This is a genomic window from Micromonospora sp. B11E3 (assembly GCF_039871625.1).
Classification (GTDB): Bacteria; Actinomycetota; Actinomycetes; order Mycobacteriales; family Micromonosporaceae; genus Micromonospora.
This window is the reverse complement of the sequence record NZ_JBDPMC010000104.1, coordinates 1-18,677: the sequence shown is the minus strand read 5'-3', so window position 1 is coordinate 18,677 and position 18,677 is coordinate 1. Positions and strand designations below refer to the sequence as shown.

Here is an 18,677-nt window from a genome sequence, read left to right as displayed (position 1 = left end):
CTACAACACCCGCCGACGCCACAGCGCCTGCGACGGCATGTCACCCATCGACTACGAACGCTTCATCGCCCAAGCCCGCCTGGCTCAGGCAGCTTAAACAGCCCTCCACGCTTTCAGGGGATTGACAGACGGACGTTGGCCAGGCGGTGCGTGATGAGGATCGTGGTGGCGTGGCCCTGCCGGTCGCGGATGGCCTGGAAGAGGGCGTCCTCGGCGCGGGGGTCGAGAGCGGAGGACGGCTCGTCCATGATCAGCAGTTCGGCGTCACGGAGGAACCCGCGGGCGGCGGTGATGCGCTGCCACTGCCCGCCGGAGAGGTCCTGGCCGTTGGCGAAGGTGCGGTCGAGCAGGGTCTCGTACCCGTGGGGCAGTTCGGTGATCATGTCGTGGGCGACGGCGCGGGCGGCGGCGGCCTCGATCCGGTCCTGTTGGGGCTCGGTGTCGACGTCGCCGATGGCGACGTTCGTCGCGGCGGTGAACGGCCACTTGTGGTACTCCTGCGTGACGACCGCGATGCGGGCGCGCAGCGCGTCGGCGTCCCACTCGGACAGCGGCCGGCCGTTCCAGCAGATGCTGCCCTCGCTGGGCGCCCTGAGGGTGGCGATCATCGCGGCGAGGGTCGACTTGCCGGAGCCGTTCTCCCCCGACGAACGCCACCGTCTGCCCGGCTTCGATTGTGAGCGTCACGTGGTCGACGGCTGGGACGTCGCGGTCGGGGTAGCGCAGGCTGACGGCGTCGACGGTCACCTCACGCAGCCGGTCGGGAACCAGGCCGTCCGTGGCGTCGGCGGCCGGGTCGGGCAGGTAGGCGGTGGCGCGGTCCATGAACCCGGTGTAGTCACGGAAGTGTTGGCCCTCGGTGTAGACGCCGTCGATTTGGAAGGTGACGACGGACAGGGACCGTTGCGCGGACTGCACGGCGACGACGCAGGTAGCGGCGGCGAGGGGGATCTGCCCGTCGATCAGCAGCAGCCCGAGCAGGACGTAGACCACGGCGGTGGCGGCTCCGGCGATCATCGCCCCGACCGTGGTCGTCGTGGTGACCCGCCGGGCGAGCGCGAGCTGGATGTCGGTCTCCACCCCCATGACCCGGTCGTACTGGTCGAGGAGGAACCGGCGCAGCCCGTAGGAGCGCAGCTCGGGGGCGGAGTCGCGTTCGGCCATGAGCCGGTGCAGCAGCCACAGCCGCGCCCGGCGTGCCGCCGGGAACGGGTGCTGACGGGAGTCGGCGCCTCCGGTGCGGCGGGGAGGACCCGCGCCAGCCGAGCCTACGTTCCGCAACCGGGCGGAGTCACGCGGTAAACGGCGTGTCGAACACGCGTCCCAACGGTCGGGTGTGTCGTGGCTCGCGGGTGCGAGGGTCTCCGGGGTGGTCGGCGCCCGTGGAATCCCGGTCCCGCCAGGTCGCCGACGGGGCATTATGGCCGGTCGTCAATCTGTCCACACTGGTCGGACGGCCCGGAGGTCGGATGCGTTCGGGGTGGTTTTCCAGCCACCCAGATCTGGTCTGCGCCGAACAATGTCGATATCGTTACCGGCCAATTGGACGGCCGATGATCTTTTCCTCGTCAGCCGATCTCCCACGCCCCGACAACAGGAGGACGTGCTCGTGGCCTCACCTGCCGATTCGACGGTCACCGGCGACGATGTCGAGCCGCAGCGGCCCATTCCGCGGTTTCTCACTGAGTTCACGCCCACTCGCTGGCGCCGTCGGCTGAGCCCCTTCTCGCGCGTACCGAAGCACTCCAAGATGGGCGAGACCTGGCACGTGGCGGCCAAGACCGCGCCGGACGAGCTGGTGATCGTCGACCGCCCGCCGGACATCGACCCCGACGGCGCCGAGGCCCGCACCTACACCCAGTGGGCGGAACTCGTCGACCGCGCCGCGGCCTGGCTGCACAAGGCGGGCGTGCGACCGTGGGACCGGGTGGCGATCCTCAAGCAGAACCACCTGGACATCGTCATCCTCGGGTGCGCCATCGCCCGCATCGGCGCCATTCCCTGCATGTTCTCCGGCTCGTACGGGCCCGAGGCGATGATTCCGATGCTGGAGCGGCTGGAGCGGCCGTTCCTGTTGACCGACCAGAAGCACCTCGACAAGTGCGGCATCACCCCGGCGGTGGTGGCGGACCTCACCGTACGGACGATCAGCGTCGACGCGGTCGCGGACCGGCCGGACGTGCTGCACCTGGACGATTTCAAGGACGCGCCGCCGGTCCAGCCGAACATGCGGGAATTCAAGGAGCCGGTGGTCATCACCCACACCTCCGGCACCACCGGCATTCCGAAGCTGGTCATGCACTCCGCCGAGTCCATCTACGCGATGGCGATCGTGGAGACCGAGCGGTGGCCGCGGTTCGGCCTGCGGCGCAGCGACACGGTGGCGTTCTGCGACCCGTACACGCACGAACGGCTCACCACGATGCAGTTGGCGATGGCCGCGGTCGGCCCGCGGGTGCTCTACCTGTCCGACCCGCTCTCGCCCCGGATCCGGGAGCTGCTGGCCGAACACAAGCCGACGCTGGTGGAGGCGCTGCCGAACATCTACCTCGCCTGGGAGCCGCTGGCCCGCGACCCCGCCGGACTGTTCAGCAACGTGCGGGAGTACGTCAACTCCTTCGACGCCATCCACACCCGGACGATCCGCACGTTCATGGCCGCCACCAAGCGTCGGTTCCCGATCTGGGTCCAGTCGTGGAGCCAGAGCGAGAACGGCGCGCTGTGCATCCGGCCGTTCTTCCGCTTCGTGGTGCGCCGCAAGGGGCACCGGCCGTCGCCGACGCAGCTGATCGGCTGGCCCATCCCGTTCCACGCCAAGATGCGCGCGGTGGACCCGGAGACCGGCAAGGAGGTCCCGCGCGGCCAGGTGGGCCTGATCGAGATCGACCAGCCGGGCCGGTGCCTGGCCTACGTCGGCGAGCAGGACCGGCACGACCTGAAGTGCAACGGCCGGTGGTGGAACACCGGCGACCTCGCGATCATCAACAAGTGGGGCGCCGTGCGGATCGTGGACCGGGAGATCGACCGGATCCCCGGCGGCAGCGCGATCGAGTTCGAGGACCTGATCCTCGACCGGATCGACTACACCACCGAGGTGATCGTCCTGCCGGTCGCCGGCGGCCTGCCGGTACCCGTGGTCAGCACGGCGGACGACGTCCCGCTGGACAAGGCCGACTGGGAACGCGCGGTCGCCGACCTGAGCCCGATGGCCCCGCCGATCCAGATAAAGTGGGACGAGTTCCCGCGCACCGGGACGTGGAAGATCCGCCGGGTCGCGCTCCGGGAGAAGCTGCTCTCCGATGCGCAGGCCATCGGCATCGGGCGCTGGACCTGACCACCGCCATCCGCTGAACACATCGACGCGGCGCCGGTTCCGGCTGTGCCGGCGCCGCGTCGTTCGGGTCGCGGCGGCCACCTCCGCCGTGCCGATTCCGGAGCACCGCGGTCGAGCGAAGGGTAGTCGTGATGTTGGATCTCCTCGGCCGGCTCGCGTACCGGGCACGCTGGTGGGTGATCGCCGCCGCCGCGGTGTTCCCGGTCGGCGCGGGCGCCTGGGGAGCCGGGGCGTTCGACGACCTGGCCGCCGGCGGGTTCACCTACGCGGCGAGTGAGAGCTCCCGCGCCGACGAGGCCGAACGGAAGGCGCTCGGACGCAACGACGCGGACGTGGTCGTGCTGTTCGGCAGCGACCGGTGGACGGTGGAGGACCCCGCGTACGCCGACGCCGCCCGGCGCGTCCTCGACAGGCTCCCCGCGGACCGGATCGAGGGCGTGACCGACTACTGGCGGGCCAGGGTTCCCGCCCTGGTCAGCACCGACCGGCGCGAGACGTTCGCGGCGGCGCAGGTCGCCGGGGCCACGGAGAACGAACGCCTCACCAACTACCTGGCCGTCAAGGACAGCCTGACCAGCCCGGACCTCGACGTCACCGTCGGGGGGCCGCTGGCGCTGATCGACGACGTGAACAGCCAGAGCAGGGCGGACCTGACCCGCGCCGAGGCGCTGGCGTTGCCGATCCTGTTCCTGCTGCTGGTGCTCATCTTCCGGAACCTGCTGGCGGCGCTGCTGCCGATCGTGGTCGGGGTGCTGGCGATCGTGGGTTCGCTGGCCGGCCTGCGGCTGCTGGCCCAGTTCACCGACATCTCGATCTTCGCGGTCAACGTGGTCACGCTGCTCGGCCTCGGGCTGGCCGTCGACTACAGCCTGTTCATGGTCAGCCGCTTCCGGGAGGAACTCGCGGGTCACCCCGTCCCGGCGGCCTTGCGGCGGACCATGGTCACCGCGGGCCGGACCATCGTCGTGTCCGCGGTGACCGTCGCGCTCGCGTTGGCCAGCCTGGCCGTCTTCCCGCAGGTGTTCCTCCGGTCCATCGCGGTCGGTGGGGTCGCCGCGGTGCTGCTGGCAGGGTTCTTCGCGATGACCGTGATGGCGGCGATGCTGGCCCTGCTCGGTACGCGGCTGCGGGAGCGCCGCCGCGGGCCGGCCGAGCCCGACCCGAACTCCGGGGCGTGGGCGCGGATCGCGCGGACCGTGATGCGCCGGCCCGTACTGGTCGGTGGCGCGGTCATCGCCCTGCTGGTGGTCCTCGGGCTGCCGTTCCTGCGCATCTCCTACGGCTGGCTGGACACCCGGGTGCTGCCGACCTCGGCGGCGAGCCGGCAGGTCCAGGACACCATCGAGCGGTCGTTCCCGGACAGCGTCACCCGGCCGATCGAGGCCATCGTCACCCTGGACGGCCCAGCCACCGGTTCTCCCGGCCGGGAGGAACTCGCCGCGTACACCGACCGGGTGGCGGCGCTGCCCGGCGTGCGGCAGGCGGACCTCACCGGCCTGGCCGGCGACACCGCGCGGATCACCGTCCGGTTCGACGCCGAACCGATCTCCGAGCAGGGGCGGGATCTGGTCGACGCGGTGCGCGGCGTGGAGCCGCCGCCCTCCGGCACCGTGCTGGTCGGCGGTGACGCCGCCGGGTTCGCCGACCTGATGGACATGCTGGCGCAGCGGCTGCCGTGGATGGCACTGCTCGTCGTGGTCACCACGTTCGTGCTGTTGTTCCTGTCCTTCGGCTCGCTGGTGCTGCCGGTCAAGGCGATCCTGATGAACGTGCTCAGCCTGACCGCGGCGTTCGGCGCGGTGGTGTGGGTCTTCCAGGACGGCCACCTCGCCGGGCTGCTGCGGTTCACCTCCACCGGCAACATCGACGTGGTGCAGCCCATCCTGATCTTCGCCGTCGCGTTCGGCCTGTCCATGGACTACGAGGTGTTCCTGCTCTCGCGCATCCGCGAGCACTACGACCTCAGCGGCGACAACACCGAGGCGGTCGCGGTCGGGCTGCAGCGGTCGGGCCGGATCATCACCAGCGCCGCGCTGCTGCTGGTGGTGGTGATCGTGTCGTTCGCGACCGCGAGCGTGCTCGTCGTCAAGATCATCGGCATCGGGCTCGCGCTCGCCGTCGTCGTCGACGCCACCATCGTCCGGGCGCTGTTGATGCCGGCCGCGATGCGGCTGCTCGGCCGGCTCAACTGGTGGGTGCCCGGGCCGCTGCGGCCGCTCTACAACCGGTGGGGAATCCGCCCGGAGAGCGGCCACCCGGACGGGGAACGCGCGGCGGCGTAGGGCCTCCCGCCGCCGCCGGGGAGACCCGCGTCGCCCCCGCCCGGGGACCGTCAATAGATCAACGCGCGGCCGAGGCCCATGTCGGTGAGGCGGGTGGAGTGCACGATGCTGGTGACCTCGACGGCCTTCTCGATGCGCTCCTCCGGCGTGGTGTCCACCAGCCGCCGCCCGTCCCAGACCTCGTAGTCGCCGATCGTCGCCAGGTGCGGCGCGATGCCCTCCTGGAACCAGTTCTCCCACCGGGTGAGCTGGTCGGACACCGGCAACTGCTCCCACAGCCGCATGCCGTCGCGGATGAGCTCGACGAGGCGGTCCTTCTCGTCGGGGTGCCGCTGCAGGTGCTCCCGGATGATCGACGTGCCAACGGCCAGGTGGCGCACCTCGTCGATGGCGGCGCCCTTCTCCATGTCCGCCATCCGGGGGTCCAGCGGGCGCCACTTGCGCTCGCTGAGCTCGAACGACGGGGCGAGGAACCCTTCGACCAGGATCGTCAGCAGCACCACGCCGCCGACGAAGTCCTGTTGCTCGCGCACGATCGGCATGCCGTACTCCTCCAACGGATCGAGGATGGCCGCCTTGTCGTGCGCGGTCTGCCGGGCGATGACGGCGGCGACGTCCCGCTCGTCGACGCCGAGGTTCCGCAGGTGGTTCCGGAAAATCATCGCGTGCCGGGTCTCGTCCATCAGCTGGGTGGCGTAGAACTCCGCCGTCGCGGAGTCCGGCGCGCACGCCACGATGTGACCGATCGCGCGGGCCGCCCGTTCCTCGGCCAGCGCCCGGAACGCGACCTCCTGGACCAGCGCGTCCCGCAGCGGGCCCGGCTCGTGGAGGAAGTCCGGGGTCACCAGCTCCGGCGGGTAGCCGACGATGTTACCGCGCAGCGTGCGCTGCGGGACGTTGGCGAACCAGTACCGCAGGTCGCAGTCGCGTGCGGTGAGCCGGATCCCCTCCGCGCCGTCGAACAGGGACGATGCCTGATCCCAGTCGGCGGCGTCGTCCGCCGTCATACCCGACCGCCCGTCGGCGCGGGGGGCGGCGGGCTGCGGGCTGTAGGTGACCACCGGCTGCGGGCGCGGGCCGGGCACGGTGACCGGCGCCGCGGCCTCGGCGGGCCGGGGGGAGGCCGGGGCCTGGACCGGCTCGACCGCGGGGCCGGGCGCGGGCGCGCCGACCGGCGGGCCCACGGGCGCCTGCGGCGCCGGCGCTGTCCGCACCGCCGCTGTCTGCACCACCTGCGGGCCCGGTGGGGGTGCGGCCGGCGCCGGGGCGGCGTCGTCCATGATGAACGGGCGGGTGCCGTCCAGATAGTCGACCAGCGGCGACGCGACGCTGCCCCGCGACGGCGGGTGGAACGCGGCGCACTGGCACGCCGCGACCAGGTACGCCACCTCGGGGGAGCGGATGAACGACATGCCGCCGAGCATTTCCACCGCCTGACGGGCGGCGTCGGTGATGGCGTCCTGCGCCCCGTAGCGGGCCATCAGGACCCGGGCCAGCGCGTCGTTGTCCGTCTCGCCGGCCTGCATGGCGCGGGCCGCACCCTCCAGCAGCTGGGTCGCCGTCTCCAGCCGGGTGCCCAGCGCAGCGCGGTCGGTGGCCGCGCCGCGCCCGCCGGCCAACGCGCGTTCGACGAGCGCGCTGGCCATGCCCAGGTACGACGCGGTGATGAGCAGCTCGAACCAGATGAACCCGACCGTCTGCAGGTCGTCGAGCATCCCGTCCGGGCCGTTCTCGGTCGGGATGACCAGCTCCTCCTCGATGAACACGTCGGTCAGCCGGACCTCGTCGCTCTCCGCGCCGGCGAGCACGCTGCTGCCCCAGAACGGGTGCCGCGTGACGCCGCGCAGCGTGGCCGGCATGAGCAGGAAGGCCGTCTGCTGACCGCCGTCGGGCGCGGGCACCGCCACGCTGGCCGTCAGCAGGTCCATGGAGTGGCTCAGGCTGCACGGCCTCTTCGACCCGTTGATCCGGTAGCCGCCGTCCACCGGCGTCGCCGTCATCGTGGGGGAGAGGATCCCCTGGGCCGGGCGACCCTCGGCGAAGCCCGAGGAGACCAGCAGGTTGCGGCTGGTGATCGCCTCCAGCAGAGCCCACTCCATGCCCGAGTTCTTGATGCTCTCGGCGAAGGTGAACAGCGTCGCCACGGAGAAGTGGTGCATCGTGGTCGCGACCGCCAGCGACGGGGCGTGGGCGCCGATGGCGCGGGTGACCCGTACCGCCTCCAACGGGGACGCGCCGAGCCCGCCGTAGTCCTTCGGAATCACCAGGCTCGGGCCGCCGCTGGCCCGGAACACCGGCAGGGTGGCGCCGCCGGAGGACTCCCGTTGCGCGAACGGGACCTTCGACAACCCGTCGAGCAGCCCCGGCAGGTACGACTCGCACAGAGCGCGGGCCTGGTCAAGCGATCGCACGGGATCTCCTCCGGCGGCGGGTGGTCAACGGGACAGCAGCGAGCGGGCCGCCGCGCGGCGCAGCTTGCCCGACGGTGTCTTCGGCAGGCTGCCCGGCGGCAGCACCACGACCTCCGCCGGACGGGCGTCGACGTCGGCGACGATCCGGTTGGCGACGGCGTCCGACAGTGCCCGCTCGGCCGCCGGGTCACCGACGAGCCGTGACTCGACCAGCACCGCGAACGACTCCCGAAGCACACCGTCGCCGGCCAGCAGCCGCACCGCCGCGACGTTGCCGTCCCGGACGCCGTCGACCCCGGCGGCCGCACGCTCGATGTCCGTGGGGTAGATGTTGCGCCCGCCCATGATGATGACGTCCTTGCGGCGCCCGCAGACCACGATCTGGCCGTCGACCAGGTAGCCCTCGTCGCCGATGTCCAACCACCCGTCGTCGTCCAGGGCCGGGGCCGGACCGTCCTCGGTGAGGTAGCTCCTCGTCACCGACTCGCCGCGCAGCTGCAACCGGCCCACCTCACGGTCGTCCAGCTCGGCGCCGGAGTCGTCCACGACCCGCACGGCCACACTCGGGAGGGCGACGCCGAGCATGGGCAGCCGGCGGACGCCCGTCGGGTGGTCGTCGCCGGCCGGTACCGCCCGCCGGTTCTTCTCCAGCTCCAGGGCGTCGACGGTGTCGAGGAGCATCGGCTCCGACAGCGCCGACAGCGAGATGACCAGTGCGCTCTCCGCCGCGCCGTAGCAGCAGTTCACCGCCTCGGGCCGCAGGCCGAACCGCACGCCGGCCGCGACGAACGCCTCCACCGTGGACGGGTCGATCGGCTCCGCGCCGTTGCACAGGGACTTCAACCGGGACAGGTCGAGCGACCCGGCGTCGGCGCGGGCGAGCTGCCGGGCCAGGATCGCGTACGCGAAGTTCGGCGCCGCCGTGATCGTGCCGCCGTACCGGCTCATCAGCTCCGCCCACACCATCGGACGGCCGAGGAACTCCGCCGGAGTGACCATGACCAGGTCGATGCCGCTGAACATGGGCAGCAGCAGGCAGCCGACCATGCCCATGTCGTGGAACAACGGCAGCCAGCTGACCAGCACGTCGTTCTCGCCGCACTCGAGGTGGGCGCTGGTGTCGACGAGATTGGTGTGGATGTTGCGGTGGGTGATCCGCACCGCCTTCGGTTCGGCGGTCGAGCCGCTGGTCAACTGGAGCAGCGCGGTGTCGTCCTCGGCGGCGGGCACCACCGTGAACTCCCGGTCGCTGTCCAGGTCGCCGATCATCCGATGGGGGATGCCCTGCTCGCGCAGCACGCGGGCCATCGCCTCGAACGGGGCGCCCACCAGCACCAGACGCGCGTCGATCATGCGCAGGACGCGCAGCGTGTCGTCGCGCCAGACCGACAGGTCGGTCCGCGGGGTCGGCTGGTGCAGCATGGTCACGCTGCCGCCGGCCAGCCACGTCCCCTGGGCGGCCCGCGCGACCTCCGCCGGGTCACCGGCCAGGACCGCGACCGCCTGACGGGCCGCCAGCCCGCCGTCGACCAGCGCCGCCGCGGTGCGCCGGGCCGCCTCGTGCAACTGCCCCCAGCTGCGCCGCCTCGGGTTCGCGGGGGCGCCGGTGACCATGCCGCGCGGCGAGCGCACCGCGGTGGCCACGACGGCGTCGACGAACCGGCTCACCGGATTACCGCCAGAATCATGCGGGACAGCCTAGACACGGCGGTCGGCGAAAGACCAGAGCCTCCTTTGTGGAGTCCGTACGGTCGATTGTGCTGGCCGCCGTCGTCGATGCAGGATGACCGCTGCCCGGTGGCTGACCGCGGCACCAGCGTCGACGATCGCGGAAGGCGGCCGCCTGGATGGGTGACTCCGAGAGGCAGTGGTGGCTGGATCTCGTACGCGGCCAGGCGGCCGAGGTGCTCGGTCGGCCGCGTGGTGACGTCACCCCCGACGGCGCCTTCGCCGACCTGGGCTTCGACTCACTGACCGCACTCGAACTGGCTGACCGGCTCTCGGAGGCGAGCGGGCTCCAACTGTCCGGCACCCTCGCCTTCGACTACCCCAGCCCGGCGGCCCTGGCCGGATACCTGGCCGAGCAGGTCGGCAGCCGGGACGGAGAACCGGAACCGGCCGCCGTGACGCCAGGGGCCGCCGAGAGGCCGGACGGCACCCCGTCGGGGTCCGAGCCGATCGCCATCGTGGCGATGGCCTGCCGGTTCCCGGGCGGGGCGGCCACCCCCGAGGACTTCTGGGCCCTGCTGGCCGACGGCCGCGACGGCGTGGGGCCGTTCCCGACCGACCGGGGCTGGGACCCGCAGGTGTTCCACCCCGACCCCGACCACCCAGGCTCCACCTACGCCCGCCACGGCGGATTCCTCTACGACGCCGGCGACTTCGACGCCGGGTTCTTCGGCCTGTCGCCCCGGGAGGCGCTGGCCACCGACCCGCAACAGCGGCTGATGCTGGAGATCTCCTGGGAGGCGCTGGAGCGCGCCGGCATCGACCCGCGCACGCTGCGCGGGAGCCGCACCGGCGTGTACACCGGCGTCGTCGCCGGCGACTACGCCCCGCGCCTCGGCGCGATCCCGCCGGAGGTCGCCGGCTTCCTGATGGCCGGCAACGCGTCCAGCATCGTCTCCGGCCGGGTGTCCTACACGCTGGGCCTGGAGGGGCCCTCGCTCTCGGTCGACACCGCCTGCTCGTCGTCGCTGGTGGCGCTGCACCTGGCGGCCCGCTCGCTGCGTACCGGCGAGTGTGACCTCGCACTGGCCGGCGGCGTCACCGTGATCGGGACGCCGCTGGTGTTCACCGAGTTCAGCCGCCAGCGCGGGCTGTCCCCGGACGGCCGGTGCCGGTCGTTCGCCGCGTCCGCCGACGGGACCGGCTGGGCCGAGGGCGCCGGTGTGCTGGTCCTCGAACGGCTCGCCGACGCACGCCGCCACGGCCGACGCGTCCTGGCGATCCTGCGCGGCAGCGCGGTCAACTCCGACGGGGCGTCCAACGGCCTCACCGCGCCGAACGGCCCCTCCCAGCAACGCCTGATCGCCGACGCGCTCGCCGACGCGGGACTCGACGCCCGCGACGTGGACGCGGTGGAGGCGCACGGCACCGGCACCCGGCTGGGCGACCCGATCGAGGCGCAGGCGCTGACCGCCGCGTACGGCCCCGGCCGGCAACGCCCGCTCTGGCTCGGCTCCGTGAAGTCGAACATCGGACACACCCAGGCGGCGGCCGGCGTGGCCGGCGTCATCAAGCTGGTGCTGGCGTTGCGGCACGACCGGCTGCCCCGCACGCTGCACGTCGACGAGCCCACCCCGTACGTGGACTGGTCCGCCGGCCCGCTGCGGCTGCTCACCGAGGAGCAACCGTGGCCGGCCGGTGCCCGGCCACGCCGCGCGGCGGTGTCCTCGTTCGGGATCAGCGGCACCAACGCCCACGTGATCGTCGAGGAGGCACCGCGGGACGAGCCCGCCGGGCCGCCCGACCGGGAGGCCGGGCCGGCGCCGCTGGTGCTGTCCGCGCGGACCGTCCCCGCGCTGCGCGAGCAGGCCCGACGCGTCGACGCCTACCTGCGCGCCCACCCCGACCTGCCCACCCGCGCGGCGGCGGCCGCGGCGGCCAGACGTACCCCGTTCGAACAGCGCGCCGTGGTGCTCCACCGCGACGCCCCCGCGGCGCTCGCCGCCGGGCAGGACACCCCGGCGGTGATCACCGGCACGGCCACCGAGGGCAGGCTGGCCCTGGTCTTCCCCGGCCAGGGGGCGCAGCGACCCGGCATGGGGCGCGACCTCGCCGCGGCCGAACCGCGGTTCGCCGCCGCCCTGGACGAGGTCTGCGCCGCGCTGGACCAGCACCTGGACCGTCCCGTCCGCGCGGTCATCGACGGCGACCCGGACCTGCTGGAACAGACCCGGTACACCCAGCCGGCGCTGTTCGCCGTCGAGGTGGCGCTGTACCGGCTGCTGCGGCACTGGGGCGTCCGGCCGGACTTCGTCCTCGGCCACTCGATCGGGGAGATCACCGCCGCCCACGTGGCCGGCGCGCTGTCGCTGGACGACGCCGCCCGCCTCGTCACCACCCGCGGTCGGCTGATGCAGGCGCTGCCCTCCGGCGGCGCGATGGTCGCGATCCAGGCCACCCCGCAGGAGGTCGAGCCGTTGCTCGCCGCCCCGGCCGCGCGGGTCGGGCTCGCCGCCGTCAACGGCCCGACCTCGGTCGTCGTCGCCGGCCCGCACGACGCGGTGCAGGCCGTCGCCGACGCGTTCGCCGCACAGGGCCGCAGGACCAGCCGGCTACGGGTCAGCCACGCGTTCCACTCTCCCCTGATGGAGCCGATCCTCGCGGACCTCGCCAAGCTGGAGGCGGACCTCACCCACCGGCCGCCGCGGATCCCGCTGGTCGCCAACGAGACGGGCCTGCCGGTGGACATGATCACGCCCGGGCACTGGAGCCGGCACGCGCGGCAACCGGTGCGGTTCGCGCAGAGCGTGCGCCGCCTACGTGAGCAGGGGGTGAAACGGTTCCTGGAGGTCGGGCCCGGCGGCGTGCTGTCGGCCATGGTGCTCGACTGCGTCGGCGACCTGGACGCCACCGACGACACGGGTGACCCGACGCTCGCCGTGCCGCTGCTGCGTACCGGGCGCGACGAACAGGACTCCGCCCGGGAGGCGGTGGCCCGCCTGTTCGCCGGCGGCGTGGACGTCGACTGGGCGGCGCTGGTCGGCGGGGACGTCCCGCCCGTGGAACTGCCCACCTATCCGTTCGAGCATCGGCGGTACTGGTTGACGCCAGCGGCCCGGCCGCTGCTCGGGGAGCCGGTCGAGACGCTGGACGCCGCGGGCGACGCCGGCCTCACCCTGACCGGTGAGCTGTCGATCGCCGCCCAGCCGTGGCTCGCCCAGCACCGCGTGGGCGGGACGGTCGTCGTACCGGGCGCGCTGCTGGCCGAGCTGGCGGCGCGCGCGGGTGACCACGCCGGCTGCCCCGAGGTGGCGGAACTCCTGCTACAGGCGCCGCTGGTGCTCCCCGAGAACGGCGCCGTCGAGACCCGGGTGGTCGTCGCCGGGGCGGACGGCGACGCGACCCGCCCGCTGACGATCCACGCGCGCCCACCCGGCGGGAGGTGGACCCCGTACGCGACGGGAGCCGTCGCCGCGGCACGGAGCAGCGACGCGACCCGGTTGAAGCTGTGGCCGCCGCCGGGCGCGGCGCCGCTGGACACGGAGGGCTTCTACGACCGCCTGCGCGCCGGCGGCTACGACTACGGCCCGGTGTTCCAGGGCGTCGGCCGGGCGTGGCAGCGGGGCGACGAGATCTTCGCCGACGTGACGCTGCCCGCCGACGCCGCCGGTACGGCCGAGCGGTTCCTGCTGCACCCGGCGCTGCTCGACGCCGCGCTGCACGCCCTCGGCCTGCTCGACGACGCCGGCGGAAGCGGCGGGATCGCGCTGCCGTTCTCCTGGGCCGGCCTGCAGGTGCACGCCCGGGGCGCCACGGCGCTGCGGGTCCGGCTGACCCGCGACGGCGACGGTGTCGACGTCGTCCTCGCCGATTCGTCCGGTACGCCGGTCGCGTCCGTCCGGCACGTCGCGCTGCGGCCGATCACCCCCGACCGGCTCGCCCTCGGGCCGTCCGCCGGTGGGTCGGGCAGCGGGTACGAGCTGCGCTGGGTGCCGACGGCTCCGGCCCGATCCGACCAGCCCGTCGTCTGGCTCGACGAGCTGGCGGACACCGACCCGGTGCCCGACGTCGTCTTCGCCGAACTGCCGCCGGGCGGCGACGACCCGCAGCCCGTCGTCGCCGCCGCGCTCGACCTGGCACACCGCTGGCTGGCCGACCCCCGGTACGGCGCCGCCCGGCTGGCGGTGGTGACCCGCTGGGCCGCCGGTGACCGGCCCCGGGACCTGGGCCAGGCGGCGGCGTGGGGGCTGCTGCGGTCGGCGCAGTCCGAGCACCCCGGCCGGTTCGCGCTGGTCGACCTGGACGACGACCCGGCGTCGCGGCAGGCGCTCGGGGTGGCCGGCGCCGGTGGCGAGCCGCAGATCGCCGTTCGGGCCGGTGCGCTGCTCGTGCCCCGGCTGCACCGGTCGGATCCCGCAGACAGCCTCACTCCGGAGACCGGGACCCCCGCCGATCCGGCGGCCGTCACCCGCGCCGGGCCGCGACCGTGGAACCCGCAGGGGACCGTCCTCGTCACGGGCGCGACCGGCGCCCTCGGCCGCCTCGTGGCGCGGCACCTGGTCGAGCGGGGCAGGACCCGGCACCTGGTGCTCGCCTCCCGGCGCGGTCCCGACGCCCCCGGTGTCGCCGACCTGGTCGGCGAGCTGTCCGCGCTCGGCGCGGAGTCGGTGCGCGCCGTCGGCTGCGACGTCGCCGACCCGGCGGCCCTGGCCGACCTGCTGGCGTCCATCCCCGCCGAGCATCCGCTCACCGCGGTGCTGCACCTCGCCGGCGTGCTCGACGACGGGGTCGTCGAGGCGCAGACCCCGCAGCGGGTGGCCGAGGTGCTGCGGCCGAAGGCGGACGGCGCACGGCGGTTGCACGAGCAGACCCGGGACTCGGACCTGGCGGCGTTCGCGCTCTTCTCCTCCGCCGCCGGCCTGCTCGGTTCGCCCGGGCAGTCGGGCTACGCCGCCGCCAACGCCTACCTCGACGCCCTCGCACAGCACCGGCGCGCCCAGGGACTGCCGGCGCAGTCGCTGGCGTGGGGCCTGTGGGAGCTGCCGGACGGGATGGCCGAGCAGGTCGGCGCCACCGGCCTGCGCCGGATGCGCGGGATCGGGCTGACGCCGTTGCCGCCGCGACGCGGACTGGACCTGCTGGATCGGGCGCTGGACTCGGACGCGGCGACGCCGGTCCTCGTCGACGTGGACGGCGCCCTGCTCGGCGGGCCGGACCGGCGGTCGGTGCCGGCCGTGCTGCACGGCCTGCTGGGCGCGGATCCCGGCAGGGACGTCATCGGCCCGGCGGGGCCGGCCACCGCGTCGGTCGACCCGGGAACCGGCGGCGTGCCCGGGCCGGCCGGCGGCACCCGGCCGGGGGGCACGGACCTCGCCAGGACCCTGCCGGGGCTCGCCCCCGCCGATCAGGACCGGCTGCTGCGTGAGACCGTGCTCGCCGAGGTCGCCAGGGTCCTCGGCCATTCGTCGACTGCCGACCTGGACGGCGCCCGGAGCCTGACCGAGCTCGGATTCGACTCGCTGACCGGGGTGGAGCTGCGCAACCGCCTCGCGGCCGTGACCGGACTCACGCTGCCGGCGACGGTGGTCTTCGACTACCCGAGCGTGCGGGAACTCGTCGGCTACCTGCGCGGCGAGCTGCTGCCCGAGCAGGCGTCCACCGCGCTCGGTGTGCTGGAGGAGCTGACCCGCCTGGAGTCCAGCCTGGCCAACCTCACCCTGGACGGCGTGGCGCGCAGGCGGCTCGCCGACGCCCTGAACCAGTTGCTGTCACTGGTCGACACGGAGTCGGACAAGGTCGACGCGGCGAGGGACGACTTCTTCGACCTGCTCGACTAGGGGCGCCCGGCCGTGGGAAAGCGGTCGCCTTCCGGTCGCCCGGGCGACCGGAAGGCGCGGGCTCGCCGCCGACGCCGCCCCGGCCGCGGCCGCCCCCGCAGCCGACCCGCGGCCGCTCAGCCGAGCGGGGCGGCCTCGACCACGGTGACCTCGATGTCGGCGCCGAACAGCCCGAGCAGGATGTCCCGGATCGAGTCGCGCATCGCCGCGCACGCCACCGGGTCGATCAGGCTGGCCAGGGAGGCGATGCCCAGGTCGAACCGGCTCTCGAACTCGACCCGCACCCCTTCGTCGACCTCGACGACCAGCCAGGAGCCGGTGAACGTCGCGAAGTCGCCCTTGGTCTGTTCGAAGTCGATCCGGCGGTTGACCGCGTCGATCTCGTCGCGTTCGGTCCAGACCAGGATGCCCCGGCGGAAGTTCACCTCCCACGTGGACTCCACCTGGGTCGGGCTGATCCGGGTCACCCCGACCGTCCGTACGGTGTCGGTGAACTCCGGGTACGCGGCGAAGTCGGCCAACCGGTCGAACGACTCCTTGGCGTCTGCCCTGGGCAGCAGGGCGTGCACGATGACCGAGCACTCCATCGCAGGCGGCCTCCTCAGCTCGGGTTGAGGATCACTGTCGCAACCCCCGGATCAGGTGACGCAGGCTGACCCGCCACGCGTCCTCGGCCTGCGCCGGGGTCATCGCGTCCGGTCCGCCGGGAATCGTGCCGAACGACGTCGGCAGCAGTTCGGGGATGATGACCAGCCCGCAGACGGCCACCACACCGTCCAGCCGCGCCAGGTCCTCGGGGGGAAGGACGTCCGCGAACGCCGGCCGCACCAGCCGGTCCACGATGGACGGATCCGCGATCCGGCCGTCGGGCAGGTCCATGCCGCACTCGCGGGCGGTCTCCGTCACCAGGTCGAGGTAGCGCTCCACCGGGATGCCGGCGGGCCCGGCGGTCAGCCAGTAGTCGCCCTTGCGCAGGTCGGCGTCGAGCACCGCGCGGATCGCCTGCGCGACCATGTCCTGCGGCACGAGGTCGAAGAACGTGCCGGGGTGTGCCGGGATGAACGGCAGCTTCCCGGTCACCAGGTACTCGGCGAGCTGGTGCACTCCCTGGGGCTGCCGGATGACGCCGGTGCGGGAGTCGCCGATGACGATGGCCGGCCGGACGATCACCGCGCCGATGCCGCTGTCGCGAACCAGCTGCTCGCCGAGGTACTTCGACGTCACGTACTCGTCCGTCCGCGCGGCCACCTTCTCGGTGCCCAGCCTGGTGCCGCCGCCGGCCCGGCCGTACCGGGACACGTAGGCGGTGCTGACGTGGACCAGGGTCGCGTCCGCCTCGGCGGCGAACTCGACGACCCGGCCGAGACCCTCGATGTTGAGTCGGTCGACCTCCGCCTGGTCGGCGGAGAAGTTGACGATGGCGGCCGAGTGGACCACCGCGTCGACCTCGGCACACAGCTCGCGGTAGGCGCGGCGGTCGAGCCCGAGTGAGGGGGCGTGCAGGTCCAGCCTGACGACCCGGTTCGAGCCGCCCGGCAGCCGCCGGTAGGCCGCGGCGATCACGTCGTGCCCGGAGAGCTCGGCCAGTACGGCGGTGCCCACGACGCCGCTGGCCCCGGTGACCAGGACCGTACGCCGCGTCATGCGGCCGAGTCGCTTCCCGGGGGGAAACGCGCGGCCAGGGCGGCGCAGGCCCGCCCGAACGAGGCGACCAGCCGCGCCTCCTCGTCCGGCGTCATCGTGGCGGGCGGAGTCAGCCGCAGTACCGGGTGCGCGTTCATCGAGTGGTTGACGACCACGTCGTTGTCGAGCAGGTCCATCAGAAACTCCGCGGCGTGCAGGCCGGAGCGGAACTCCACGCCGATGAGCAGCCCGGCGCCGCGTACGTCGGCCACCAGGTGCCCGATCGACCGTACCGTCGCCTCGGTGAGCGCCGCGAGCAGCCGCGTGCCCAGCTCGGCCGCCCGGTCGACCAGCTTCTCCTCCCGGATCACCTCGACCGTCGCGCGGACCGCGGCCGACGCGAGGGGGTTCGCGGAGAACGTGGACGTGTGCAGGTAGGGGTCCTTGTCGAACGGGGAGAACGCCTCCTCGGTCGCCAGGGTCGCCGCGACCGGCACCAGCCCGCCGCTGAGCGCCTTGCCGACCAGCAGGACGTCCGGTCGTACGCCGTCGCGGTCCGCGCCCCACCACGTCCCGAGCCGCCCCAGCCCGGTCATCACCTCGTCCAGGACGAGCATCGCCCCCCGGTCGCGGCACAGCGCCTCGACCGCCTTCAGGTAGCCGGGCTCGGGGATGATCACCCCGCCCTCGCTCTGCACCGGCTCCACGACCACGCAGACGTCGCGGTCGACGACGGCGGTCAGCTCGTCCAGGTCGCCGAACCCGACGTGGGTGACGTCGGGCAGCAGTGGGCGGAACGGGTCCTGGTAGAGCGACCGCGCGGTGAGCGACAGGGCGCCGACCGTCTTGCCGTGGTATCCGCTGTGCATGGAGACCAGCCGGTGCCGCCCGTTCGCCCGGGCGATCTTGATCGCGGTCTCCACCGCCTCCGCGCCCGAGTTGGAGAAGTGCACCTTGACCAGCCCGTCGGGTGCCACCGAGGTCAACGCCTCGGCGGCCCGGGCGGCGGGCTCGTTCAGCAGCACCCGGGTGGACAGGGCCTGTCGTTCGAGCTGGTCGCGCACCGCCGCGAGCACTGTCGGGTTTCCGGCGCCGACGAAGAACACGCCGTAGCCGGCGCAGTTGAGCAGTTGGCGACCGTCCGCGGTGTGCACCACCGCGCCGGTGGCGCCGACCTCCAGCGGGGTGTGGAGCATGGCGGCAACCCGCCCCAGCCCCTCGCCCAGATGGCGGCGGTAGAGATCGAAGACACCGGAGGACACGGCGGAAGTCTGCCCGAACGACAACGGTCGAACAAGGGTCTACGGATTTGAGGCGAGAGGGCTGCCGTCTTCAGGCGGCAGGTGAATCGCTGCCCTGATGCTGCTCTGTTAGTTACATGCCGTGCGTATACTAGGTTCGTGGCCGAATATCAGACGAACCGTGGGGCGGCGTACAGCCTCGGATACCACGTGGTGTGGTGCCCGAAGTACCGCCGCCCCGTGCTCGTCGGCCCAGTCGCCGAACGTCTGCGGGACCTGAT

Annotated in this window: 9 protein-coding genes and 1 pseudogene; 4 read left to right on the top strand and 6 right to left on the bottom strand. The window is 73.3% G+C overall.

Annotation, left to right across the window (positions count from 1 at the left end; genetic code table 11):
* Positions 1-128: 128 nt before the first annotated feature.
* Positions 129-1,197: pseudogene (locus tag ABGB16_RS30360) on the bottom strand (ATP-binding cassette domain-containing protein); the annotation flags it as partial.
* A gap of 553 nt (positions 1,198-1,750) precedes the next feature.
* On the opposite strand from ABGB16_RS30360, the gene ABGB16_RS30355 reads away from it, so the two are divergent.
* On the top strand, positions 1,751-3,334 hold the full coding sequence (locus tag ABGB16_RS30355) for a class I adenylate-forming enzyme family protein (protein WP_347671506.1): 1,584 nt from the start codon (positions 1,751-1,753) through the stop codon (positions 3,332-3,334).
* Positions 3,335-3,465: 131 nt separating this feature from the next.
* A complete protein-coding gene (locus ABGB16_RS30350) occupies positions 3,466-5,616 on the top strand; it encodes an MMPL family transporter (RefSeq protein WP_347671505.1) in 2,151 nt (716 codons plus the stop codon).
* 50 nt (positions 5,617-5,666) lie between these two features.
* Here the strand turns inward: ABGB16_RS30350 and ABGB16_RS30345 are convergent, their stop codons facing one another.
* The gene (locus ABGB16_RS30345) at positions 5,667-8,027 is read right to left on the bottom strand and encodes a hypothetical protein (RefSeq protein WP_347671504.1); all 2,361 of its coding nucleotides are present in this window, start codon (positions 8,025-8,027) and stop codon (positions 5,667-5,669) included.
* A gap of 24 nt (positions 8,028-8,051) precedes the next feature.
* Positions 8,052-9,695 carry a fatty acyl-AMP ligase gene (locus ABGB16_RS30340; RefSeq protein ID WP_347671503.1) on the bottom strand — a complete coding sequence of 548 codons (1,644 nt, stop codon included), beginning with the start codon at positions 9,693-9,695 and terminating at the stop codon, positions 8,052-8,054.
* Between the two features lie 179 nt (positions 9,696-9,874).
* On the opposite strand from ABGB16_RS30340, the gene ABGB16_RS30335 reads away from it, so the two are divergent.
* Positions 9,875-15,532, top strand: a complete 5,658-nt coding sequence (locus tag ABGB16_RS30335; RefSeq protein WP_347671502.1) for a type I polyketide synthase — start codon at positions 9,875-9,877, stop codon at positions 15,530-15,532.
* A 116-nt stretch (positions 15,533-15,648) separates the two neighbouring features.
* On the opposite strand, the gene ABGB16_RS30330 is transcribed toward ABGB16_RS30335, so the two are convergent.
* From ABGB16_RS30330 to ABGB16_RS30320, 3 genes are read right to left on the bottom strand one after another with little or no spacing between them, the layout of a single operon-like run.
* Positions 15,649-16,119, bottom strand: coding sequence for an SRPBCC family protein (locus ABGB16_RS30330; protein WP_347671501.1), 471 nt, complete (start codon positions 16,117-16,119; stop codon positions 15,649-15,651).
* Between the two features lie 31 nt (positions 16,120-16,150).
* Positions 16,151-17,176, bottom strand: coding sequence for an SDR family oxidoreductase (locus ABGB16_RS30325; protein WP_347671500.1), 1,026 nt, complete (start codon positions 17,174-17,176; stop codon positions 16,151-16,153).
* Positions 17,173-18,417, bottom strand: coding sequence for an aminotransferase class III-fold pyridoxal phosphate-dependent enzyme (locus ABGB16_RS30320; protein WP_347671499.1), 1,245 nt, complete (start codon positions 18,415-18,417; stop codon positions 17,173-17,175). Before ABGB16_RS30320 ends, ABGB16_RS30325 begins: the two co-directional genes overlap by 4 nt.
* Before the next feature lie 138 nt (positions 18,418-18,555).
* Here ABGB16_RS30320 and ABGB16_RS30315 point away from each other — a divergent pair.
* The coding region (locus tag ABGB16_RS30315; protein WP_347671507.1) for a transposase at positions 18,556-18,677 on the top strand (122 nt) is incomplete at its 3' end.